Here is a 24248-nt window from a genome sequence, read left to right on the forward strand (position 1 = left end):
ACGCCCTATTGAAGATTTTAGATGTTTGGCTGATGTCTTACTTTTAGCCTACAATATTGGATTTGATATTCATTGCAGATGTGGATTGAAACATTTAAGATAAGGACTATCACCATGAAAATGACCGACATTCCCTTTCAAGTCACCGACTGGACACAAGTCCCTGTCACCCAAAATCAAGGCGAAACAGGTACGTCAGAATGGCGTAGCTTGCAATTTGGCGATATCAATGTTCATTCGGTGGTGTATTCAGCAGGTTATCTGTCAGACCATTGGTGCAACAAAGGTCATATCTTGCTTTGTGTGGAAGGTGAGCTACATACCGAACTACAAGACGGACGTAAATTTGTATTGACCGCAGGCATGACTTACCAAGTCGCTGATGACACCGTGCCACACCGCTCATCAACTACCACAGGGGCGAAGTTATTTATTGTGGATTAATACCTCAGCAGTCAGTCCATCACATAATCAATCAGGGAGTTTGAATGATGTTAAATCTCAAAGATACCAGTCTTATCAAAGACACTGTGCTTATCAATAATCAATGGCGACCTGCAAACAGTGGCGACACCATCAATGTCACCAACCCATTTGATAATAGCTTTATTGGTACAATTCCGAGCCTCAGCCGTGAAGAAGTGGTGGAAGCTGTGGATTATGCCACCTCTGCTCAAGTCGAATGGGCAAAAATGACCCCCAAAAAACGTGGTGAACTACTGATGGCATGGGCAGATTTGATTGATGCCAACACCGATGACCTCGCCACCATTATGACTACCGAGCAAGGCAAGCCCTTGACCGAAGCACGTGGTGAAATCGCCTATGCCAACAGCTTTATCCGTTGGTTTGCCGAAGAAGGCAAGCGTGTGTATGGCGATGTGATGTCAGCCACCAACCCTGATTTGCGTTATGTCATTCTCAAACAACCCGTAGGCGTGTGTGCGGCGATTACACCGTGGAACTTTCCTGCTGCCATGATTACTCGTAAAGTTGCCCCAGCCTTAGCAGCGGGCTGTAGCATGATTGTCAAACCAGCGACCGAAACCCCACTGACAGCCCTTGCGATGGGTGAACTTGCCGTGCGTGCAGGTATTCCTGCAGGCGTGATTCAAATCGTCACAGGTAAATCTTCGGTGATTGGTGATGTATTGACCACGGATGAACGTATTCACAAACTATCCTTTACAGGGTCAACTGAAGTTGGACGTAAATTGATGGCTCAATGTGCCTCAACCGTCAAAAAACTGTCTATGGAGTTGGGTGGTAATGCTCCCTTTATCGTATTTGACGATGCTGACCTCGAAAAAGCCGCCACAGGCTTGATTATCTCAAAATACCGCAATGCAGGACAAACGTGCGTGTGTGCCAACCGTGTGTACGTCCAAGCTAGTGTCAAAGACCAATTTTTAGCCATTTTTAAGAAAAAAGTCGAAGCCCTAAAAATCGGTAATGGCTTAGAGCAAGGCGTTGAAATCGGGCCATTGATTAACCAAGATGCGATGGATAAAGTCCAAGCCTTGCTAGAAGATGCGGTCAGTAAAGGTGCGACTGTGGTCGCAGGCGGTAAAAAACATTCAGCCTCTGCTCTCAGCTTTGAACCGACTATTTTGACCGATATCAATAGTGATATGGATATCGCCACCCAAGAAATTTTTGGTCCAATCGCCCCTGTGTTCGTTTTTGAAACCGAAGAAGAAGTCATTCGCCATGCCAATGATACGATTTATGGATTGGCAGCCTATTTTTATTCGCAAAGCATGGCACGTTCATGGCGTGTGACCGAAGGGCTTGAATACGGCATGGTTGCCCAAAACACAGGGCTTTTATCAACCGAAGTCGCCCCTTTTGGTGGGGTCAAACAATCAGGCTTTGGACGTGAAGGCTCAAAATACGGTATTGAAGAATACGTCACCACCAAATATTGGTGTGCTGATATTACTTAATTATTATAAGACTTACGCAAAAATGCCATTTGTAGGTTGGGTGGAAGAATGACACCCAACATAAACCCTTCAAATTGTTGGGTATCGCAAGCTCTACCCAACCTACGATTTGGTTAAATGCGTAAGTCCTATATTAATCATATAGATTTTGTAGGGGCGTATTGCATACGCCCAAAATCGTAATGTAACACCAACCATCATTTATAAAAAAGGAGTTTGACATGAGTAATCTAACCAACGCAAGCCTATTAGAACGCCGTAAAAAAGTCTTACCCAATGGTTTAGGAGTCGCCTTTCCGATTTTTGCTGATAAAGCCAAAAATAGCGAAATTTGGGACGTAGAAGGCAAACGTTATATTGATTTTATCGGTGGTATCTCCGTCTTAAATACAGGGCATAGCCACCCAAAAATCGTAGCAGCCGTGAGCGAGCAATTACAACGTTTTTCACACACCTCAGCCCAAATCACCAACTACGAAAGCTACGTTGAGCTATGTGAAAAATTGTGCGAGAAAGCCCCAATCAGTGGCGACAAAAAAGCCTTCTTGCTCACCACTGGGGCAGAAGCGGTCGAAAACGCCATCAAAATCGCCCGTGCCAAAACAGGTCGTCCGGGGGTGATTGCGTTTGTTGGTGGCTGGCATGGTCGCACCCTGTTGGCAATGGGTTTGACAGGTAAAGTGATTCCGTATAAAAAATCGTTTGGTCCAATGCCTGCTTCTATTTTCCATGCCCCATTCCCAGCCCCTGAAAATCATATCAGTGAAGAAGAAGCCTTGCGTGGGCTTGAGATGATTTTTAAAGCCGATATCGACCCATCTGAAGTGGCAGCGATGATTGTTGAGCCAGTTCAAGGTGAGGGTGGTTTCCACCAATTAACCCCATCGTATGCCAAAAAATTACGTGAAATTTGTGATAAACATGGCATCGTATTGATTTTTGATGAAGTACAATCAGGTTTTGGGCGTACAGGAACGTTGTTTGCCACAGAGCAATTAGGCGTTGAGCCAGATTTGATGACCAGTGCCAAAAGCTTGGCAGGTGGTTTCCCCATTTCAGCATTAATTGGACGTGCTGATATCATGGATGCTCCACAACCAGGCGGTTTGGGCGGTACGTATGCAGGTAGCCCATTGGGTACAGTTGCTGCTTTACAAGTGATGCAAATCATTGAAGAAGAAGGCTTATTAGCACGTAGCCAAGCGATTGGTGAAAAAATTGCTTCTTTTTTAACAGATTTAAATAACCCTAAAATTTCATGCGTACGTCATAAAGGTGCGATGTTGGCATTTGATGTCGTGGATAGCGAAGGCAATCCAGACGTTGAAACCACCAATGCCCTTAAAGCCAAAGCATTTGAGCGAGGTTTATTATTAGCCTCTTGTGGTATGTACTTTAATACCATTCGTGTGATGGTACCCTTGACCGTTGAAGACAGTGTACTTGATGAAGCTTTGGCGATTATCAAAGAGGCACTTGCCTAATCTCGTTAGGGCTGACACAAAAATCTATTGGTAGGTTGGGTCGAAGTATAAGACCCAACACAAAGTATTGATAACGTTAGGGTTGATAGGATTAATCCAACCTACAAGCAATGATATTGCGTCAGTTCTAAAGCCATTATTCCAAGTTAGACTAAAAGGAGTTAGTCATGGCAATGAGTGAATCGTTGCAGTTAGGTGTCGATGACACCCAAGCAAAAAAAGCACAACTAAAAGGCGGTTTAAAATCTCGACACCTCACCATGATTTCGATTGCAGGGGTGATTGGGGCAGCGTTATTTATCGGTTCTGGTAAAGTCATCGCTAATGCAGGTCCTGCGGCTGTCCTTGCGTATTTGGCAGGCGGTATGCTGGTGGTCTTGGTCATGCGTATGCTAGGTGAGATGGCGGTGTCACAACCAGACACTGGCTCATTCTCGACCTATGCAGACCGTGCTATCGGACGTTGGGCAGGTTTTACCATTGGCTGGTTATATTGGTATTTTTGGGCGTTACTGATGGGGTGGGAAGCGTATGTCGCAGGCAAAATCCTTCACCTATGGTTTCCGATGATACCGATATGGGGCTATATGTTGATAGTGACCTTATCACTGATGGTCGTCAATCTGATGAATGTCAAAAACTATGGCGAATTTGAATTTTGGTTTGCCTTGGTAAAAGTCATTGCGATTGTCATATTCCTTATCATTGGTAGCTTGGCAATTATGAACCTATGGCCGTTGGGCAGTCTTGATGCACGAGGCTTTACCCATCTGACCAGTGAAGGCTTTATGCCGAATGGGCCGGGTGCGGTCGTGACAGCCTTATTAGGCGTGATGTTTGCCTTTATTGGGGCGGAAGTGGTGACGGTCGCTGCATCAGAATCCGAAAACCCAAGCCAAGAAATTGTCAAAACCACCAAATCAGTGGTGTGGCGGATTATCCTGTTTTACGTAGGCTCGATTTTTATTGCGGTTTGTCTTGTACCTTATAACAATCCGTTATTAAAAGACCCAACCTATGGGACTTATAGTGTGACTTTGGGTGCGTTGGGCATTCCCAATGCTCGTAATATTGTGAATTTTGTGGTATTAACCTCTGTATGTAGCTGTTTTAACTCAGCATTATACACTTGCTCTCGGATGCTGTTTTCATTGTCAAAACGTGGCGATGCCCATCGTATCATGCAAGTCACAGGCGAAAAAACAGGCACACCTTGGGTGAGCGTCTTGATTTCTAGCTTCTTTGCGTTTGTGGCGATTTATTTTACTGCCACTGAGAAAATGGATATCTATGACGTGTTGATGACAGCGACAGGGACAGTGGCTTTGTATGTGTATTTGGCAATTGCATTCTCACAATTATTTATGAGACGTAAACTGGAAGCGGAAAACAAACCCATCAGCTTTAAAATGTGGTTATTCCCTTGGTTGACGTATTTGGTTATCTTCGTGATTATTGCATCTATTATTGTGATGATTTTTGAAGGTTCACAACGCAATGAAGTCATCTATACCTCAATGTTGGCAGGGGTCATCGTCACCATGGGTATCATTGCCCAAAAATTCGGTATTGGTACAGGTGGACGTAAATCTGCTTAATTTTGACACGGTAACAAATAAGGCAATCCACGGATTGCCTTTTTTTATGGGAGTATCCAAATTCGCCAATCAATGTTAGTATAGGAATGAAATTGATAAAATAAGTACCGAAACAAAATTATCTTATAACATTCAATATCGTAGGGTGGGTTAGCGAAGCGTAACCCACGGAAAATTAGATTATAATTTCAATTTGTTTAGTTACTTAGTGATAATAAATAAGGATAATCCATGCCATTCTGCCTACAATGCGGACACCCAGCCGAACAAAAAATCCCCCCATTAGATAGCCGTCCCCGTTTGGTTTGCCCCAGTTGTGGCTATATTCACTACGAAAATCCCAAAGTCATCAACGGCTGTATCCTAATCCATGAGGATAAAGTGCTGTTATGTCGCCGAGCGATTGAGCCACGGCATGGCTATTGGACATTGCCTGCAGGGTTTATGGAGTTGGGTGAAACCATGCTGGCAGGGGGCAACCGTGAATGTGTCGAAGAAGCCGAAGCAACAGGCGAGGGGCTACAACTATATTGTTTGTATGATATCCCTGATATTGGGCAAATTCATGCCATGTTTATTGGGTCGCTCAAAGACGGTAAATTTGGGGTAGGGGAAGAAAGCTTAGAATGTGCGTTGTTTAGCGAAGATGATATGCCGTGGGAAGATTTGGCATTTCAAAATGTGATTGAAACCCTCAAACATTATTTCGCTGACCGCAAAGCAGGGCATCAATTGGGGGATTTTCCGATTCATCAACAAGTCATTATGAAAGATGTGCATTTAACGGAATAATTGTTAACAGTCAAAATGTAGGGGCGTAATGCTTACGCCCTTATGAATGTCCACACTTACCACACCCACCACAAGCAGTATTTTTGGTGGTTAAGCGTTTTTTGGCTTTTAGCAAAATATAAATCGTGGCAATCAGCACCATTATAATTACAATCAGTGTTTGTAATTGAGGATTCATTATTTTTGCCTTTAAATTCGTAAGGTGCGTTTTACGCACTATTTAATACTAAAAATAAATATCGTATTGTAGGGGCGTAAGGTTTATGCCCTTTTTGAGATGTTGATTATTGGGCGTATGCAATACGCCCCTACCATTTATTGTTAAGTTATTAACATCGCTGTCACCCGATAGGTGATAAAAGAGGCGATATAAGCTAACACAAACAAAAACGCCACAATACCAGTCGTGTACTTAGCAGAGTGGCTTTCACGCTTGATGGTCGCAATAGTCGCCAAGCACATCGGTGCATATATATACCACGCCAAAAATGCAAACGCTGTTGGCAAGCCCCAATTTTGATGAATAATATGTGACAAACCATCTGTCACCGCTTCCTCATCACCACCCACCGCATACACCGTCCCCAAGCCTGCGACCACCACTTCACGAGCCGCCATGCCGGGAATCATCGCAATACAGGTCTGCCAATCAAAGCCAATCGGTGCAAAAATCGGCTCAATCAACCGCCCCAATCGCCCTGCCATACTATAATCAATCGCAGGAGCAGTGGCATTGATAGGGGCTTTGGGAAACGTCACCAATACCCACAAAATCACCGATAACGCAAAAATCACCGTCCCTGCACGCACCAAAAACGCCTTAACTTTATCCCACAAACTCACCGCAATATGACGCACATTGGGCAAGCGATAGGTTGGCAATTCCATCATTAAGGCGGTCAAACCTTGCTGACCTTGCACTTTAGCAAGATATTTCAGCAATAATGCCACCAAACTTGCCGAAATAATCCCTGCCAAATACAGCCCAAATAACGTCAAACCCTGCAAATTAAACCATCTCAACACAGGCGTATTTGGAATTACCGCCCCAATCACCAACGCATAAATGGGCAGGCGAGCCGAGCAAGTCAACATTGGTGCAAGTGCCATCGTCACAAGGCGTTCACGAGCATTGGGAATGGTACGAGTTGCCATTACCGCAGGCACGGCACAAGCAAAGCTTGATAATAACGGAATAAAGGCACGCCCCGACAGACCTGTTTTTGCCAATAAATTATCCAGTAAAAACGCCGCCCGAGGCAAATAGCCAGAATCTTCTAGCACCAAGATAAACAAAAACAAAATCGCAATCTGAGGCACAAACACCAATACCCCACCGACCCCAGCGAGGACACCATCAACCAGCAAACTTTGTAACAGCCCTTCACCTAAAGTCGCTGTAAGCCACGCCCCAAGACTGCCAACCGCCCCCTCAATCGCATCCATCAGCGGACTTGCCCACGCATACACCGCTTGAAACATCACAAACAGCACCGCCAGTAAAATCATCATCCCCCAAACAGGGTGCAACAACACGCCGTCAACACGCTCATGCCAATGAGGTAACTCGCCTTTTTCATGCACGGCTTGGGCGATAATCGCATCAACCTCGGCATATAATTCAGAGGCATCGAGATTATCAATGGTATCGGCAATTTGGTGAAAATGTTGGCTATCGGTCAGACGGACAGGGGGATTGGCAGTATGATGGGTGATAAAATCTTGTAGCAGTTGGTGCAGTTTTGCCGAGCCTTCACGCTTGATGGCAACGGTTTTGACCACAGGCACGCCAAGGGCTTGGGATAAAGCGGTTTCGTCAATCACCACACCACGAGCATTTGCCACATCGGATAAATTTAACGCCACCAACATCGGCAAGCCCAACTGCTTGAGTTCCAATAACATTCGCAAACTCAAGCGTAAATTGGTCGCATCCGCCACTGCAATAATGCCATCGAGCGGTGCTTCGCCTGCCTGTTGTCCCAGTAGCACCTCACGAGTGACCTGCTCATCTGGGCTAGTCGTCCGCAAACTATACGTACCGGGTAAATCCAAAATCGTCATGCTAGGGTCACCTAGCCACTGGGCGAATTTTTTATCCACCGTCACACCAGAGTAATTGGCGACTTTGGCTTTCGCCCCTGTCAACGCATTAAAGGTGGCGGTTTTGCCACAGTTTGGCGAGCCTACTAAGGCTAATGTAATTGCCATATCATACCCAAAGTCATACTTGGTAATTCAATGATAAATAAGGCTTTAATAAAAGGGCGTATTCAATACGCCCCTACAAAGCCAATGTTATTGTGATATCAAGTCACGAAAAGTCAAATCATAAAAAATCACACCAATCGGCATTGAATTTTTGCTAATTCTTCTTTACGCAAGCTAAATTGTGAGCCACCTGCCAACTGCACGGCAAATGGTGGACGACCGAACAGCCCTTTTGCTACCACTTTTATGGCAGTATTGGGTAAAAATCCTAAATCAAACAAGCGTTTACTCACCATCGCATCATCCGCACCAAAAGCAGGGTTGGTGGTGATGGCATCAATATAAACAATTTGATGGCGTGGCAAACTCAACAAATCACGAACATTAGTACACTCTTGGGGTGTCATGGATGGGGGCGTGGCTGATGAATGGATATTGATTGGGCTAAAACGAAGCGAAGAATCACCAAAATCTGCATCTAAGGGTATGCTGGTCATACGATGTTTCTCATAATGAATAAAGGAATGATAATGAAAATGAGAGATATTGTCTTTTAATAATAAATATTATTATACTTTTGCTTGTTAAAAGCAAGGTGTTTTGGCTATTAAATTCTGTTAAAGGTATCCGAATGTTTTGTGATAAAACTACTTGCCTTAAGCTTATTAACAGGTGGGTCTTTATTACTTTTTGAGACTTTCGCCAATGGTAGTAGTGTGCTAAGGTTTCTGATGATAGTATTTAAGTTTATTGATTATTATGTTGCATCTATATTAAATCGATAGAAAAATCCAATCATAATCAGCAGACTGGTAGACATTTACTATTTAAATAGGGTATGCTAATCATCACATGAATTGTAGGATAAACCACAATTGATATGTGATTAGGTAGTATTGGGCAAAAGACAATAAGGGCGATCGAATGGTATTACGAGGTGAGCATATAGCTACGATGGCTAGTCTATTGTTTGTTGCAGGATGTAATGATGGGTCATCATATACAACCAAAGATACAGCACCTGTTGATATGGAACAAAAAACCAATCTAATTACTCCTGTGTATCATGTGGCGATTGATGCGGATTTTCCACCTTATAGCTTTGTTGATGACAGCAAAAAACAAGTGGGTTTTGACATTGATTTAATTGAGCAAATTGCACAGCAGGAAGGTTTCAAGGTTAAAATTCAACCGATTGCTTGGGATAGTTTGGTCAAAACCTTACCATCAGGTACGCATGATATCGTACTGGGTGGCATTGCGTTAAGCGACATTGAAGATATTCAACTTCAACAAAAGTACCTTATTAGCATTCCTTATAATTATGGCAAAGATACCATCGTGGTCAAAAAAACCGTAAATAATATCCATACCATAAATGATTTAAGTGGTAAAAAAGTGGTGGTAGGTAAAGACAGTATTTATGCCAAAGAACTGAAAAATTTACTTCAGCCCAATACTCAGCTAATCGAAGTGCCATCAGATATCGACCTTCTCAAAACGGTCGCCACAGGTCAAGCCGATGCAGGGGTCGGTAGTCGTAATACATTGCGATATTACCTAAATCAAAACCCCAATTATCCACTGACCTTGACAGGTAATGGCTCATATTTTGACAGCCCATTTCCATTAGTGATACTAATCAAAAACGACAATCCCAAATTGACCAATCAAATCAATAAAGGTATTAAAACCTTGATTCAAAATGGTAAATATACCCAAATGTACCAAAAATGGTTTGGGGTTGAGCCAGATATTATGCCAGCAAAATAACTTGCCCAAACCCACCACTGTTTTACTAATAACCGTATGAAACCCATTACCACCCCAAAAATCGCCCTTATTCTTATCAATCTTGGTACGCCAGATACCCCAACTGTGCCTGCGGTGCGGACGTACCTCAAACAGTTTTTATCCGATACACGGGTCATCGAAATCCCTAAGCTTGTTTGGCAAATCATTCTTAATTTATTCGTGCTAACCACTCGCCCCAAACGAGTCGCCCATGCGTATGCAAGTGTGTGGGATGGTGATTCTCCCCTGCGAAAAATCACCTTTCAACAAGCCGAATTACTTGAGCAACGCCTAACCCAACATAAATTTCCCTGTGATGTCAGTGTGCATGTCGGTATGACCTATGGCAAGCCTGCTTTGTCCGATATGTTAACCCAATTGACGGCGGATAAAGTCGAGCATATCGTGATGTTGCCCCTATATCCACAATACTCTGCCACCACCACAGGGGCGGTGTTTGACGTATTGGCGAGATGGGGAATGGGGCAACGCAATTTGCCAAGTGTCAGTTTTATCAAGGATTATTTTGCTCATCCGCTCTACATTGGGGCGTTGGCGGATAGTATCAGACGCTTTCAAGCCACGCATGGTAAACCGCAAAAACTGCTGTTTAGTTTTCATGGTATCCCCAAGCCATACGAGGACAAAGGCGACCCGTATGCTAGACGCTGTCGCTGTACCGCAGGGCAAGTGGCACAAGCATTGGGGTTAAAGCGAGAGGAATGGGAATGTAGCTTTCAGTCACGCTTTGGCAAGCAAGAATGGGTCAAGCCTTATACCAGCCAAACCCTTGAAGAGTGGGGTAAACAGGGCGTTGGGTCAGTGCAAGTGGTTAGCCCATCATTTTCGGCAGATTGTCTTGAAACGCTTGAGGAATTGGCGGTGGAAAATCGAGATGTTTTCTTACAGGCAGGTGGAAAAAGCTATGATTATATCCCTGCATTAAACAGCGATGAGGGGCATATTGATTTGTTAGAAACTTTGGCATTGCCCCACCTCAAAGCGTGGCAAGACAATTTATTGGGGTATTATTAATTTTTGATAAATTGTGTTTAAAAAACTATAAACGGTAGGGGCGTATTGAATACGCCCTATTTTTTGGTCGTTGATGGCTTGTGAATGCAATCAAAAATTAAACTTTGCAATTTTGGGCGTATGCAATACGTCCCTACAAGACTGTTTTATTTCTAGTTTAGACAACGATAAAAATCAATGCCGATAGCTTTCTTCCACCGCTTCAGGGTCGGCGATGTCTTGAATGGTGGGATAATGTTGTTCATTAAAGCTATCTTCCACCAATACCTCATCAATCCGAGCCTCATCCATATCTTGTGGGTGGGTCAGCGTCAGCCCACTTTCTTCCGTGCCAATATGCAGGCTAGATAAAAACTCATCATCAAGCTCTACTTCAAAATTGTCTGGGTCAATATCGGTAAGATGTTGTAGGATTTTGGCGGTATTTTTCATCAGATTTTCCCTATTGTTGTATTGTTTTGAGGAATTTTTTACTATCATAACAAAGCCTTGGCTTGGCTACCACGGTTATTTTTGTTAATAATTCAACGAATTGTGGTAATTGTGTTGCTTATCTAAACTTTGCAAAATGGCTTGGTATTGGGTGGATGTTTGTTTTGATTTTTAAGATAAAAGATTGGATAATGGGGAAAATACGTCATAACGGCATAATATATTGAGTTAAATCAAAAACAAGACTTTAAAATTTTGGGCGTATGTAATACCCCCCTACAAAACTGTCTTATTTTTAGTTTAAACGACCATACCATTAAGGAAAAATTATGTTTAAAAATCTTGCTTCAGACGCTTTTGGGTTAAGTGATATTGGTAAAATCATTCCGCCAAGCCAATTTAACCAAACTGACATTGATGACTATATTTTTCACGAAGACAATGAACGCATCTACTTTGTCATCAAGTCCAAAATGGACGAATATTGCTTTACCAATACCGCTTTTATTCACCTTGATGGGCAGTCGGCAACCAGTAAAAGACGCCTACTTAAACGCTATCCATACCGCTATTATCAGCCCAGCAATATTATGATTGAAACCGCAGGCACGATGGACATGGATGCCGAGCTGAAATTTAGCTTGGGCGGTATGGCATTTTCGATTGATATTGACAAAAACCAAATCGAACAAATCCGTGATATTTACAAAGCCTTGACCGCCATTAGTGAGCAATGCAAAGTTATCGCCCATAAAGAAGCGGTATTAGAGCGTTCATTTAGCACAGTAACGAATATGTTTAGTTTGCGTGAGTTGTCCGAAAATGTGGTGCTAAACTTGCCTGATGTGGTCAATCAGACGGTGGCACAGGTGGAAACGGCGTATGGCGAGCGGTTGAATGCGATTCGTCAGTATGACTTTTCGGCAATTTTTGAGCATTATTTGCGTCAGTAATGATGGGTAAATTGATACGGATATTGGCAAAATTTGTAGGGGCGTAATACTTACGCCCTTGTGTTAAAGTGATGAATTTGGCTGATGCAATAAGCCTCTACATAAAAAATCTTTGAAATGTGTGACCACAACAACATATTAAATAGCCTATTATCAACGTATGCCAACGCCAATATCAAACTTATCATTGAACCCAAAAAAGTCAAAAACATCAACTTTCGACTCAAACCTTTAGATAATGATGCCCCATTTACCACATTAATGACGGTGTCATATCCTGTCCAATTGCCAAAACAAGCCCTAATCCAATCACTGCAAAACCGCCTAGCGTGGGCAATCGACTTTCAGCAAAAACAACATAAACGCCAAAAATTTAAACCCAAAAAATCCACCTACTTCAACGATATTCAAGACTTGCAAAATCTAACTCTTGATAGTGACATTTATTTTGAAGGGGAGAAAATAACGGTTCAAGCGTTGTTTTCCCTATATTTCAAACACAGCACAGACTTTAGTACAACTGACATTCCAAGAACGCTGGTGAGTATCTTTAAGTTTTGGCTCGTGAAATTTATTGAAATTCGGCAACTGTATTGGGAGCATAAAGTCGGAAAATCCGCCACCAAAATCACCCCTTACACCATGAAAACTCGCTGGGGCAGTTGTAGCACGAATGCCCGCACCATTCGGTTAAGTATATGGCTTGCCCAGTTTGAGTTGAGATGTACGGATTATGTGTTGGTGCATGAGCTATGCCATTTGCATGAAGCCAATCATTCGGCAAAGTTTTGGGGGCATGTTGAGCGAGTGATGCCAGATTATCAAGTTTGGCATCAGCGTCTAAAAGTCAATCACCTTGATGATGATAGCCACCAATCGCTATGATAGCGATATCACCAAACTTAATTTGATTATAAATAATCTTTGTCAGCCATCAAAAAAAGGCATACAATAAGACAATCGGTATCTTGAGGGTATTCAATGGTAAATTTGTTATCAATTATGACAATAATATGACCAAGTTGCCGATAGGCGTGTTTTTCAACGCCCTAAAACTAATATCAACTATAACAGCAAAAATCTTGAGGACATTATGAAAATCTCTAAATATAGCATGATACTACCTTTGATGATGGCAACATCAGCATTCGCTTTGCCAAATCTTAATATTTATGCCACAGGCGGTACGATTGCAGGGACATCAGCCAGCAATACCGATACCACTCGCTATAGTGTGGCTAAATTAAACGTAGATAAACTGATTGAAGGCGTGCCAGAACTCAAAACCATTGCTAATGTCAAAGGCTACCAAGTCGCTAGCGTGGACAGCAATGATATGAGCAACGAGATTTTGCTAAAACTTGCCAAGCAATTAAACAGCGACCTTGCAGGCGACACCGCAGGGGCAGTCATCACCCATGGTACGGATACCCTTGAAGAAACTGCATTTTTCTTGTCGTTGACCACCAAACCGACCAAGCCAATCGTTCTCGTTGGTTCAATGCGTCCATCAACTTCTTTGAGTGCTGATGGCTATATGAATTTGCTTCAATCAGCGAGCGTAGCCACCCATGCCGATGCCAAAAACCGTGGCGTGATGGTAGTGATGAATGACCGTATCGGCTCTGGCTACTATATCACCAAAACCAATGCCAATACCCCAGACACCTTTAAATCAGTGGAAGCAGGTGGTTATGGGCAAATGATTGGCTTGACCCCAAAATTCTATTATGCCCCTCAAGTTATCACCAACAAATCGTCATTTGACGTAAGCAAATTTGACAGCTTGCCAAAGGTCGAAATTATTTATGGCTACCAAAGCACTGATACCTCACAGCTAGATTCAGCGATTGCCAATGGAGCAAAAGGGGTGGTGATTGCAGGGACTGGGGCAGGTAGCTTGTCTGTACCGATGATTGCTCGTGTTAAAGAGTTGACTGCTAAAGGTTTTCCTATCGTGCGTTCGACTCGTGTTGAGAATGGCTATGTCGATGTACCAGAAGATGAAGGCATTAGCAGTGGCTTTTTAAACCCACAAAAATCTCGTGTATTATTGACTTTGGCATTGGTAAATAAAGACGGTTTACCAACGATTCGCCAACGTTTTAAATAAACCATATTTTCACCATTATTGTCATACTATCAGGCATAAAAAAGCCATATCGTTGTGATATGGCTTTTTTAATTCTGTTAAAATGTGACAAATTTGATGATAAAAGCAGATAATTATGACCATCCACTACCAATTCAATTTCGCCCGTTTCCGTGAACACCTTGTTGATGTCACGCTCACTTTTACTGCACATGAAGCCAATCCCACCCTTTGGCTACCTGCATGGATAGCAGGCAGTTATATGATTCGTGAGTTTAGCAAGCATATCACCGCCGTGTCTGCGACCATTGATAATCAAACCCAACGCCTAAACAAACTCGATAAAAACCATTGGCAAATCACCGCCCAACAAGGCAACTACATTACCGTACATTACGAAGTTTACGCCTATGATTTATCGGTGCGAGGGGCGTATGTCGATGAAACTCGGCTGTATGGTAATTTCACCTCACTGGCGTTAGCCGTGCAAGGGCAAGAGCATCAGCCCATTCAAGCTGAATTGTTATGTCCGCAAGACTTTATTGACGTGAATGGTGTGGAAGTCAGCCTTGCCACCGCTTTAGCGGATAAAATGCACCAACAACGCACCCAAACCATCTACCAACTTCAAGCCGATAATTACGAACAACTGACCGATAGCCCATTTGAAATTGCCGAGCAGGACGAGTTCTGGTTTGAAATTATTAATAAGGATGACAAACCGATTCCCCACCGTTTTGTCATTTCAGGGGTGCAACAAAGCGACCTTGAACGCCTAGAAAGCGATTTAAGCCGTATTTGCCAAAGCTATGTCGATTGGCTAGGCGACACACCGTTTGACGATTATCTATTTATGACGATGGCGACTGCCAATGATTACGGTGGGCTTGAGCATTTGGAAAGCACCAGTCTGATTACCCCTCGTGATGATTTGCCGAGTTTTTATGAAGCCGATGAGCCGAGCGACAATTATCAACGCTTTTTGGGCTTATGTAGCCACGAATATTTTCATACGTGGTGGGTCAAAACCGTCCGCCCTGCGGTGTTTTTAAACCCCAATTTGAGCACCGAGGGTTACACCAATTTGCTGTGGGTATTTGAAGGTTTTACCAGTTATGTCGATGATTTTATGTTGCAACAAAGTGGCGTGATTTCGCAAAAAAGCTACTTAAAGTTATTAGCCGAACAAATTAATCGCTATCATCAAACCCACGGCAGAGCCTTGCAAAGTGTGGCGGAGTCGAGCTTTGATGCGTGGATTAAGCTATATCGAAGCGATGAAAACACGCCAAACGCAGGCATTAGCTACTACAATAAAGGGGCGTTGGTGGCGTTGTGCCTTGATTTGACCTTGATGCAACAGGGCAAACGCATTTTTGACGTGATAAAAGCCTTTTATGGCAAGGCAAAATTAGAAACGAATCAACGCTTTGGTATGACCGATGCCAATTTGGATGCGATGATGAGTGAATTTTTACCCAAACAGGTTTGGCAAGATTTCCGAGCCAATTACGTTGAGGGTACGACCGAATTGCCATTAGCCGAGTTGCTGACCGAGCAGGGTGTTCATATCGAAAAAACCGATGACACGAGCCTAATATGGGGGCTAAAAGTGGTGAGCGACCCTAGCGGGCTAAAAGTGCAACGGGTGGTAAGGGGCAGTCAAGGAAGTGGTGCAGGGATTTCTGCCAATGATGTGATTGTGGCGATTGACGGCATTAAAGCCACCGAAAAATGGCTAAAATCTACCGCTAAAACCCAAGCCATCAGCGAGGATACGGTAGTTTGTCACATTTTCCGCCGTGATGAATTGCTAGTGCTGGAAGTTGAGCCTGTTGATGAGGGTAGTGTGGTAAATGGTGAAAAATGGGTGCTAAAAGCTCAAGATAAATTGGGCTGGTTGGCTTGGAATTAGTCATCGTGGAAAATGCTTAGTCAATCTTTGCTAAACATTCCACCACAAGCTATGGTAAAATTAGCCTTTTTTATTGTGGTCACTGGTCATGATTCAACTTGATAACGTTACAAAACGCTTTCAAACCCAAAATGGCACTTGGTTTGATGCGGTACACCCCACCTCGCTACACATTGCCCAAGGTGAAATCTTTGGCTTGATGGGCTATTCTGGGGCAGGTAAATCAACGCTGTTGCGTCTGATTAACCTACTCGAACGCCCAGACGCAGGCACAGTCACCATTGATGGGCAAGAGCTGACCGCTTTGTCCAACCATGACTTACGCCATGCACGCCAAAATATTGGCATGATTTTTCAACAATTTAACCTGATGGCAAACCGCACCGTGGCGGACAATGTCGCCTTTGCCCTTGAAGTGGCAGGGTGGCAAAAAGCTGATATCATGCCTCGAGTGATGGAATGCCTTGAGATTGTTGGTTTGGCAGACCGTGCTAACCATTACCCTGCCCAGTTATCAGGCGGACAAAAACAGCGTGCAGGTATCGCACGAGCGTTAGCCCCACGCCCTCACGTCATGCTCGCTGACGAACCGACCTCGGCACTTGACCCTGCCACCACCAAATCAGTGCTGGCGTGCCTTAAAGAAATCAATGAAAAATTTAACGTCACCATCGTCATCGTCACCCACGAAATGTCCGTGATTCGCAAATTATGCCATCGTGTGGCATTGTTGGATAAAGGCACATTGCTCGAAGTGGCAGACGTACACGAGGGTGAAATCCGTGCGACCACGGATATTGGGCAATTATTAATTACTGAAGATTGATTTTTAACCGTTATTTACGAGTATTTTCATGGCAAATCAACTAACTTGGCAATCCGCAATGGACAACCTTTGGGGCATGCGTGACGAGATTTGGCAAGCGTTTTGGGAAACCCTTATCATGGTGGGAATCTCAACCGTTGCCTCAGTGGTATTAGGCACGCTATTGGGCGTGGCATTGTTTATGACCAGTAAAAATCAACTCAGCGAAAGTCGGCATCTGTACGCAGGTATTGGCAACCTCACCAATTTGATGCGAGCATTTCCGTTTGTCATCTTGATGATTGTGGTGATTCCGATGACACGTATTTTGGTTGGTACGACCATTGGGCCTGTGGCAGCATCCTTTGCGTTGGCATTGGCAGGGGTGTTTTATTTTGCCCGTTTGGTCGAACAAAACTTGCGTGATGTGCCTCGTGGCATCATCGAAGCTGCCCAATCCATGGGGGCGAGTAAATGGACGATTGTCAGCAAAGTATTATTGGTCGAATCTCGTGCCAGTCTGATTTTGAGTATTACTACCTTGATGATTAGCTTGTTGTCGTACAGTGCGGCGGCAGGCATGATTGGCGGTGGTGGGCTAGGGGACTTGGCGATTCGCTATGGCTATAACCGCTACCAAAATGACGTGATGATTTTTATGGTGGTTTTATTGGTGATTATGGTGATTATCATTCAAAGCGTGGGCAATATGTTGGCTCATAAACTTGATAAACGCTAAAATTTACTGAATTATCAAAAGCATACTGCTATAAGGTGGTATGCTTTTTTTTATTGATAATAATATTGATGATAAAAATTAAGCCAAATATGAAAAAATTTCACATACATAATCTAATAAAATATAACCTTTTGGAAAAGATTATGGTAAGGTAGCATGACCAATTTATCCAGTGTGATAACATTGATTTTTAGCCTTTTTTTGGAGTGACCGAATGAAAACTTTGAATCTTTCTCAACTTTTTGCAGGTTTGGGTATTGCAGGACTTGCCCTTGTTGGCTGTACCAAGCCTGAAACCAAAACCGAAACCACCGCCCAAGCCAGTGGCACAGCCCCAACCGCCAGCGTTGCCACAGGTGCAAGTGCCACTCAAGCCACCGCTAGCACAGGGATTGACCCCAATAAACCTGAAATCGTCATTGGTACGACCGTGGGCGACTTTGGTGATATGGTCAAAAAATCTGTACAGCCACAGCTTGAAAAACAAGGCTATAAAGTCAAATTGGTCGAGTTTTCGGACTATGTTCGCCCCAATAAAGCCCTAGCAGATGGTGATATCGACCTTAACGTATTCCAACATAAACCATATTTGGATACCTTCAAAAAAGAAAATAACCTTGATATCGTAGAAGCTTTCCAAGTGCCAACCGCACCATTGGGCTTATATCCAGGTAAACTCAACGACCTAAAACAAGTCAAAGACGGTGCAACAGTCGCTGCTCCAAATGACCCAAGTAACTTTGCACGTGCATTGGTTATGCTCAATGAATTGGGTTGGGTAAAATTAAAAGCCAATATTGACCCATTGACCGCCTCAAAAGCAGATATCGCTGAAAATCCAAAAAACATCAAAATTGTTGAATTAGAAGCCGCCCAATTGCCTCGTGCCAGAGCGGATGTGGATTTTGCCGTGGTAAATGGTAACTATGCCACCAGTTCAGGTATGAAAATCACCGAAGCCCTATTCCAAGAGCCAAGCTATGCGTATGTGAATTGGTCAGCGATTCGCACCAAAGACAAAGACGCACAATGGGTTAAAGACGTGACCAATGCCTATAATTCAGCCGAATTTAAGCAATACGCTCACCAAACGTTCCCAGGCTATAAATACCCTGCGATTTGGGGTGAAAATCCAAATAATGCACCTGCTCAAGCCAGTGCAACCGCTACCGCTTCGAGTGCATCAGCGACCAAGTAATCGTATTGACCTCAAATAATCAATAAAAAAGGAAGCCTCGGCTTCCTTTTTTGAATAACAAACAATTTTAATTAAATAAACTGTCTTCCACCGCACGACGCATTTTTTGTCCTGCCTTAAAGGTGACAACACGGCGAGCAGTGACACTCACGGCTTCCCCTGTTTTGGGATTGCGACCAGGGCGTTGTTTTTTGTCTTTGATTTCAAAGTTGCCAAACCCTGACAATTTAATTTGATGTCCATTAATTAAATGATGTGAAAGCTCATTAAAGAAAGTTTCGACAAAACAACGACTTTCTTGGCGAGTCATACTAAGATTTTCCATCAAATGATTAATCATTTCAGACTTGGTTAACGTTTTGGCAATATCGGACGGTTTAGTCATATTGTCTTTTCTCCTATGGCAACTGCCGAAAATGTTATATTAACAAATTTACTATTCTTAGTCGACAAAAATAATACAAAGATATGTTAAGTATAAGATAAACAACATAAGACAATTAATGTTTATCATATAAAAAGGCGAATTATTGAAAATCCGCCTTTGTAGCTAACATAAGCCAATGATTAATCACGCAATGTGGCTTGATGGTTGGTTGCCAAACGCTCAACCACCTGTTGCATCGCTTGATTGACCTTATCATCAGCAAGCGTACTAGCTGCCTCTTGCCACACCAATCCAAACGCTAATGAGCGTTTACCCTCTGGCAATTTATCGCCCTCATATACGTCAAACAACCAACTGTCTTTCAAAAGCTCACCGCCAGTCGCACGAATATCCGCCAAAATGTCTTGCACGGCAATCGCTTTATCCACAAGCAGAGCAATATCACGGCGAACGTGTGGGAATTTACTCGGTGAGGCAATGGTTTTATCGCCATTTTGTAGGGCAATTAACGCTTGCAAATCAAGCTGTGCTACCCAAGTCGTTGGCAAATCAAGGGCTTTAGCAACTTGCGGATGTAATTGTCCTAACCAACCAATATTATTACCATCGACCAAAATATCCGCACTTTGACCGCTATGCAAAAATGGCTGTTGGCTACGTTGATAGCTGATTTGGCTCAACGCATGGCGAGGCATGACGGCTTCCACATCATGTTTTAGGTCATAAAAATCCATCGCACGGCTATCAAGCGGTTGTTCTGGATTGGTCGTTCCCACCGCCACCAAGGCAAGGCTTTCCACTTGATTTAGACTGGCAATATCCGAGCCATCAAAACGTAGCCCAGTTTCAAATAAACGCACTCGGGTCGCTTGACGATTCAAGTTATACTGCACGCAAGCCAACAGGCTAGACAGCAAGGTTCTACGCATCACCGCCAAATCGGCTGAAATCGGATTGGCAAGGGCAAGCGGTTCGGCAAAATTTTTGCTGTCAAACAGTTGCTCAATTTTGGCATCGCTAAAGCTAAAACTCACCGCTTCAAAATAGCCTTGATTCACCAACGCCATTTTTAGATTATGCAAATCATTTTGGGTTTTATTGTCAAATAGGCTCGCCTCAAATGCAGGCAAACGATTGGCAATGTTGTTATAGCCATAAATGCGAGCGATTTCTTCGACCAAGTCTTCGCTAATCGCAATGTCAAAACGGTGGCTTGGTGGCGTGGCGACTAGCGTGTCATTTTCCACAGTGGTACTGATTTGTAAGCTATTTAAAATCGCTACCGCTGTTTCGGTGGCAATATCCGCCCCCAACAATTTATTGATACTGGTAACGGGCAACCGCACCGCTTCACGTTTTGGCAATGCTTCCACTTTTTCGACCAAAGTAATTTGACCGACTTTGCCACCACCCAAGGTGTGTAGCAGATTGACGGCACGGTCTAGGGCAAGTTTTGGCAATTCAAAATCCACGCCACGTTCAAAGCGTTGTGACGCATCGGTATGCAAGCCAAAACGGCGAGCCTTACCTGCAATCGCTAATTGGGCAAAAAACGCACTTTCGATGACGACTTTTTGAGTGTCATCGGTCACGGCAGTGCGAAGTCCGCCCATAATCCCTGCAAGGGCAATCACGCCCTCTTCATCGGCAATTACCAATTCATCGCCAGTCAAGGTGATGTCTTGTTCGTTTAGCAAGGTCAAAGTTTCGCCCTGTTTGGCATGACGCACGGTAATCGCACCGACTAGCTTTTCGGCATCAAAAGCGTGTAACGGCTGACCCAATTCGAGCAATACATAATTGGTGACATCCACCAATAGATTGCGAGGCTTGACGTTGGAGGCGGTCAAGGCTTGTTTTAGCCAGTCTGGCGAGGCGGTCGTGCCTGTCAAACCGCTGACCACTTGGGCGTAATAACGTGGGCAATCAGTCGTTGTCACATTGACCGCCTGTACATCATTTTCGGTCACAGGTGCGGTGACATTGTCAAATGGTAGTTTAAATTCAAGGTTGTTTAACACCGCCAATTCACGAGCAATCCCACGCACGCTAAAGCAGTCGCCACGATTGGGGGTAATCGAGATGTCTAGCACATGGTTATCCAGCCCAAGGTAGGCTCGCACATCCATGCCAATGGGGGCGTCGCTTGGCAATAGTAGCAAGCCGTCCACGCCGTCATCACAGTCGATTTCGCTACCACCACACAGCATCCCTTGCGACTCTACGCCACGCAGTTTGCCTTTTTTAATGGTAAATGGTTCATCGCCTTGTGCAGGTGGCAATTTTGCACCGACAAGGGCGACAGGCACACGCACGCCAACGGCGACGTTGGGAGCTCCGCAGACGATTTGTAAGGGCGTTTCGCTATGTTCACCGACATTGACGGTGGTGACACGCAAGCGGTCAGCATCTGGGTGTTGTTCGCAAGTGAGGACTTCACCGATGACGACACCGCTAAAGTCTTTGGCGACACGGGTTAAGTCGTCAAGCTCTAAGCCTGTCATGGTGAGTTGTTCGCCGATTTGTTCGGCTGTTAGGGTTGGGTTCGCCCATTGGCGTAGCCAGTTTTCGCTAATTTTCATGTTAAATTTACTCTAACTTTTTTGTGTCCGTAAGGTGCGTTTTATACACCATTTAAAATTTGTAGGACTTACCTAAAAATGCCATTTGTAGGTTGGGTGGAAGAATGACACCCAACATAAACCATTGAAATTGTTGGGTATCGCAAGCTCTACCCAACCTACGATTTGGTTAAATGCGTAAGTCCTAATTTGATAGGTTTAATTATTGTCAGAACGTTGCCAGTTTTTCATTTCTTCGGCAATAAGTGCCTCATAAGTTTGTAACATTTTTAATGACCTTGTTTAATACTAGGCGAATTGCTTTAAAAATCTAACGTCATTTTGATAAAACAATCTTAAATCATTCACGCCATAATACAACATCGCAAACCGCTCAATCCCCATCCCAAACGCAAAACCTTGATACTTGGTTGGGTCAATGCCACAATTTGACAACACCTTCGGATGCACCATACCACAGCCCATTACCTCAAGCCATTTACCATTATCCGCCAAAATATCCACCTCCGCAGACGGCTCAGTGAATGGGAAATATGACGGACGGAAACGCACCGTCAATTTTTTGCCAAAAAACGCCTGCAAAAACTCATGGATTAAGCCCTTTAATTCAGCAAAATTGGTCGATTCGCTGACATACAAACCCTCAAGCTGATGAAACATCGGTGAATGCGTTTGGTCACTGTCATTGCGATATACACGCCCTGGACACACGATACGAATTGGCAATTTGCCCTGTTCCATCGTGCGAATCTGCACCGAACTGGTATGGGTACGCAACACATAATTGGCATTAAAATAAAAAGTGTCGTGCATGGCACGAGCAGGGTGGTGGCTTGGGATATTCAACGCCTCAAAGTTGTAATAATCGCTCTCGACCTCTGGTCCTGTCGCAATCTCAAATCCTGCTTGGCGGAAAAACCCTTCCATGCGTTGTGCGGTCATGGTGACTGGGTGCAGATTGCCTGCATTCTGTCCACGAGCAGGTAGCGTGATGTCAATTGACTCGCTGGCAAGCTTGGCTTCGAGGGCTTGGGCTTCAAGGTCGGCTTGGGCTTGTTGTAGGCGGTCGTTGATTTGGCTACGCACCTCATGCAGTTGTCCGCCAATGGTTTTTTTGCCGTCAGCATCTAGGCTACCGAGCTGTTTTGACCATGTGGTAAGGTGGCTTTTTTTGCCTGTTAAAGTCACTCGAACGGCTTGTAAATCTTGCGGATTTTGGGCGGTGGCAATCAGATGTTTTGCCAAATCGGTAAATTCGGCAAATTGGTCTTGGCTAAGGTCGGTTAACGTTTCGGAATATTGGGCGAGGCGTGCAGTGATATCAGTCATAAGTCAATTATCGTTAGATGGCTAAAATGATAGTATTCTAAAGGGTTTAAGGCAGAATGTAAATGTCATAAAAAAAGCCATTCACCGTGAAGCGAATGGCTTTTTTTTATGAGAAAATCAATTAAGCAAGAGCTTGTTTGGCTTTTTCAGTCAATGCAGTGAAACCTTGTGCATCATGCATAGCGATATCTGCTAATACACGGCGGTCGATTTCGATGTTTGCTTTTTTCAAGCCATTGATTAAACGGCTATAGCTTAGACCATTTAGTCTTGCACCTGCGTTGATACGAGCAATCCACAAACGGCGGAATGAACGTTTTTTGTTACGGCGGTCACGATACGCATATTGACCAGCTTTTGTTACTGCTTGTACTGCGACACGGAATACACGTGAGCGAGCTCCGTAGTAACCTTTTGCACGAGCCAATACTTTTTTATGACGGCGATTTGCCTGTACACCACGTTTTACACGAGCCATAATTTACTCCTAATAATAAAAATATAATTTAATCAGTCAATTAGATATAAGGACACATACGATATACACGGGCTTCATCAGACACGTGTACCATTTTGCACCCACGTAATTGGCGAATACGTTTAGGAGATTTTTTGGTCAAGATGTGACGTTTGAATGCTTGTTTACGTTTTAAACCATTGGCGGTTTTTTTGAAACGCTTGGCAGCACCACGGCGAGTTTTGAGTTTTACTTTCATAGTAGCCTCTTCGTTCTCAATAATGAAAATTAACCTGTTTGTCAAAAATTTTTATTAATTAGTGATTAACCAAAATTTTGCCTTGAGGTGGGAGGCAGTATTTTATCAGATGGTTATGCTTTTAGCTAGTAATTTTTAATCAAATCTTTCTTAACTTAGGTTCTGAAGTTACGCACTTCAATAAAAACAAGGTATTATAAAAAAAAGCAAGTCACTAAGAGCCGACAAATGAATAGAGA

The 24248-nt window shown here is 43.6% G+C and carries 23 protein-coding genes; 14 read left to right on the forward strand and 9 right to left on the reverse strand.

From position 1 onward, the window contains the following. The first annotated feature begins 114 nt into the window (after positions 1-114). From ACK1U4_RS11070 to ACK1U4_RS11090, 5 genes are all read left to right on the forward strand, one after another. A complete protein-coding gene (locus ACK1U4_RS11070; protein WP_419401897.1) occupies positions 115-444 on the forward strand; it encodes a DHCW motif cupin fold protein in 330 nt (109 codons plus the stop codon). Positions 445-491: 47 nt separating this feature from the next. Then, positions 492-1946: an NAD-dependent succinate-semialdehyde dehydrogenase gene (locus tag ACK1U4_RS11075; protein WP_419401898.1), complete on the forward strand. Its 1455-nt coding sequence runs from the start codon at positions 492-494 to the stop codon at positions 1944-1946. A gap of 221 nt (positions 1947-2167) precedes the next feature. Further along, positions 2168-3430 carry a 4-aminobutyrate--2-oxoglutarate transaminase gene (gabT, locus tag ACK1U4_RS11080; RefSeq protein WP_419401879.1) on the forward strand — a complete coding sequence of 421 codons (1263 nt, stop codon included), beginning with the start codon at positions 2168-2170 and terminating at the stop codon, positions 3428-3430. A 173-nt stretch (positions 3431-3603) separates the two neighbouring features. Next, positions 3604-5028: an amino acid permease gene (locus ACK1U4_RS11085; RefSeq protein WP_419401880.1), complete on the forward strand. Its 1425-nt coding sequence runs from the start codon at positions 3604-3606 to the stop codon at positions 5026-5028. Between the two features lie 231 nt (positions 5029-5259). Then, positions 5260-5820, forward strand: a complete 561-nt coding sequence (locus tag ACK1U4_RS11090; protein ID WP_419401878.1) for an NUDIX hydrolase — start codon at positions 5260-5262, stop codon at positions 5818-5820. A gap of 40 nt (positions 5821-5860) precedes the next feature. Here ACK1U4_RS11090 and ACK1U4_RS11095 read toward each other — a convergent pair whose 3' ends face one another. The 3 genes from ACK1U4_RS11095 to ACK1U4_RS11105 form a co-directional block, all read right to left on the reverse strand. Next, positions 5861-5998 carry a hypothetical protein gene (locus ACK1U4_RS11095; RefSeq protein ID WP_419401877.1) on the reverse strand — a complete coding sequence of 46 codons (138 nt, stop codon included), beginning with the start codon at positions 5996-5998 and terminating at the stop codon, positions 5861-5863. A gap of 143 nt (positions 5999-6141) precedes the next feature. Further along, entirely contained in the window at positions 6142-8031 is a 1890-nt protein-coding gene (feoB, locus tag ACK1U4_RS11100) for a ferrous iron transport protein B (RefSeq protein ID WP_419401876.1), read from the reverse strand. A 128-nt stretch (positions 8032-8159) separates the two neighbouring features. After that, positions 8160-8528 carry a FeoA family protein gene (locus tag ACK1U4_RS11105; RefSeq protein ID WP_419401875.1) on the reverse strand — a complete coding sequence of 123 codons (369 nt, stop codon included), beginning with the start codon at positions 8526-8528 and terminating at the stop codon, positions 8160-8162. A gap of 532 nt (positions 8529-9060) precedes the next feature. Between ACK1U4_RS11105 and ACK1U4_RS11110 the strand changes: the two genes are divergently transcribed. Then, complete coding sequence (locus tag ACK1U4_RS11110) at positions 9061-9804, forward strand: substrate-binding periplasmic protein (RefSeq protein ID WP_419401874.1); 744 nt, start codon at positions 9061-9063, stop codon at positions 9802-9804. Positions 9805-9840: 36 nt separating this feature from the next. Then, entirely contained in the window at positions 9841-10860 is a 1020-nt protein-coding gene (gene hemH / locus ACK1U4_RS11115) for a ferrochelatase (RefSeq protein ID WP_419401873.1), read from the forward strand. A 174-nt stretch (positions 10861-11034) separates the two neighbouring features. Here hemH and ACK1U4_RS11120 read toward each other — a convergent pair whose 3' ends face one another. Continuing rightward, positions 11035-11292 (reverse strand): hypothetical protein, encoded by a 258-nt coding sequence (locus ACK1U4_RS11120; protein ID WP_419401872.1) that lies wholly within the window; start codon positions 11290-11292, stop codon positions 11035-11037. Between the two features lie 329 nt (positions 11293-11621). On the opposite strand from ACK1U4_RS11120, the gene ACK1U4_RS11125 reads away from it, so the two are divergent. From ACK1U4_RS11125 to ACK1U4_RS11155, 7 genes are all read left to right on the forward strand, one after another. After that, on the forward strand, positions 11622-12245 hold the full coding sequence (locus ACK1U4_RS11125) for a PH domain-containing protein (RefSeq protein WP_419401871.1): 624 nt from the start codon (positions 11622-11624) through the stop codon (positions 12243-12245). 117 nt (positions 12246-12362) lie between these two features. Next, the gene (locus ACK1U4_RS11130; RefSeq protein ID WP_419401870.1) at positions 12363-13130 is read left to right on the forward strand and encodes a M48 family metallopeptidase; all 768 of its coding nucleotides are present in this window, start codon (positions 12363-12365) and stop codon (positions 13128-13130) included. Between the two features lie 208 nt (positions 13131-13338). Next, entirely contained in the window at positions 13339-14358 is a 1020-nt protein-coding gene (locus ACK1U4_RS11135) for an asparaginase (RefSeq protein WP_419401869.1), read from the forward strand. A 115-nt stretch (positions 14359-14473) separates the two neighbouring features. Then, positions 14474-16252, forward strand: coding sequence for a M61 family metallopeptidase (locus ACK1U4_RS11140; protein WP_419401868.1), 1779 nt, complete (start codon positions 14474-14476; stop codon positions 16250-16252). Positions 16253-16340: 88 nt separating this feature from the next. Then, positions 16341-17078 carry a methionine ABC transporter ATP-binding protein gene (locus ACK1U4_RS11145; protein ID WP_419401867.1) on the forward strand — a complete coding sequence of 246 codons (738 nt, stop codon included), beginning with the start codon at positions 16341-16343 and terminating at the stop codon, positions 17076-17078. A gap of 28 nt (positions 17079-17106) precedes the next feature. After that, on the forward strand, positions 17107-17796 hold the full coding sequence (locus ACK1U4_RS11150; RefSeq protein WP_419401866.1) for a methionine ABC transporter permease: 690 nt from the start codon (positions 17107-17109) through the stop codon (positions 17794-17796). A 214-nt stretch (positions 17797-18010) separates the two neighbouring features. Next, positions 18011-18994 carry a MetQ/NlpA family ABC transporter substrate-binding protein gene (locus ACK1U4_RS11155; RefSeq protein WP_419401865.1) on the forward strand — a complete coding sequence of 328 codons (984 nt, stop codon included), beginning with the start codon at positions 18011-18013 and terminating at the stop codon, positions 18992-18994. Positions 18995-19061: 67 nt separating this feature from the next. On the opposite strand, the gene ACK1U4_RS11160 is transcribed toward ACK1U4_RS11155, so the two are convergent. The 5 genes from ACK1U4_RS11160 to rpmI all read right to left on the reverse strand — a co-directional run bounded on the left by ACK1U4_RS11160 (position 19062) and on the right by rpmI (position 24009). Beyond that, positions 19062-19379, reverse strand: coding sequence for an integration host factor subunit alpha (locus tag ACK1U4_RS11160; protein WP_419401864.1), 318 nt, complete (start codon positions 19377-19379; stop codon positions 19062-19064). Positions 19380-19561: 182 nt separating this feature from the next. After that, complete coding sequence (pheT, locus tag ACK1U4_RS11165; RefSeq protein WP_419401863.1) at positions 19562-21964, reverse strand: phenylalanine--tRNA ligase subunit beta; 2403 nt, start codon at positions 21962-21964, stop codon at positions 19562-19564. A 288-nt stretch (positions 21965-22252) separates the two neighbouring features. After that, the gene (pheS, locus tag ACK1U4_RS11170; RefSeq protein WP_419401862.1) at positions 22253-23293 is read right to left on the reverse strand and encodes a phenylalanine--tRNA ligase subunit alpha; all 1041 of its coding nucleotides are present in this window, start codon (positions 23291-23293) and stop codon (positions 22253-22255) included. Between the two features lie 121 nt (positions 23294-23414). Continuing rightward, positions 23415-23771 (reverse strand): 50S ribosomal protein L20, encoded by a 357-nt coding sequence (gene rplT / locus ACK1U4_RS11175; RefSeq protein WP_419401861.1) that lies wholly within the window; start codon positions 23769-23771, stop codon positions 23415-23417. Between the two features lie 40 nt (positions 23772-23811). Beyond that, positions 23812-24009 carry a 50S ribosomal protein L35 gene (gene rpmI, locus ACK1U4_RS11180; RefSeq protein WP_419401860.1) on the reverse strand — a complete coding sequence of 66 codons (198 nt, stop codon included), beginning with the start codon at positions 24007-24009 and terminating at the stop codon, positions 23812-23814. Positions 24010-24248: the final 239 nt, after the last annotated feature.

The sequence above is a fragment of the Moraxella sp. TY6 genome (genome assembly GCF_048551375.1).
In the GTDB taxonomy this organism is placed as follows: Bacteria; Pseudomonadota; Gammaproteobacteria; order Pseudomonadales; family Moraxellaceae; genus Faucicola.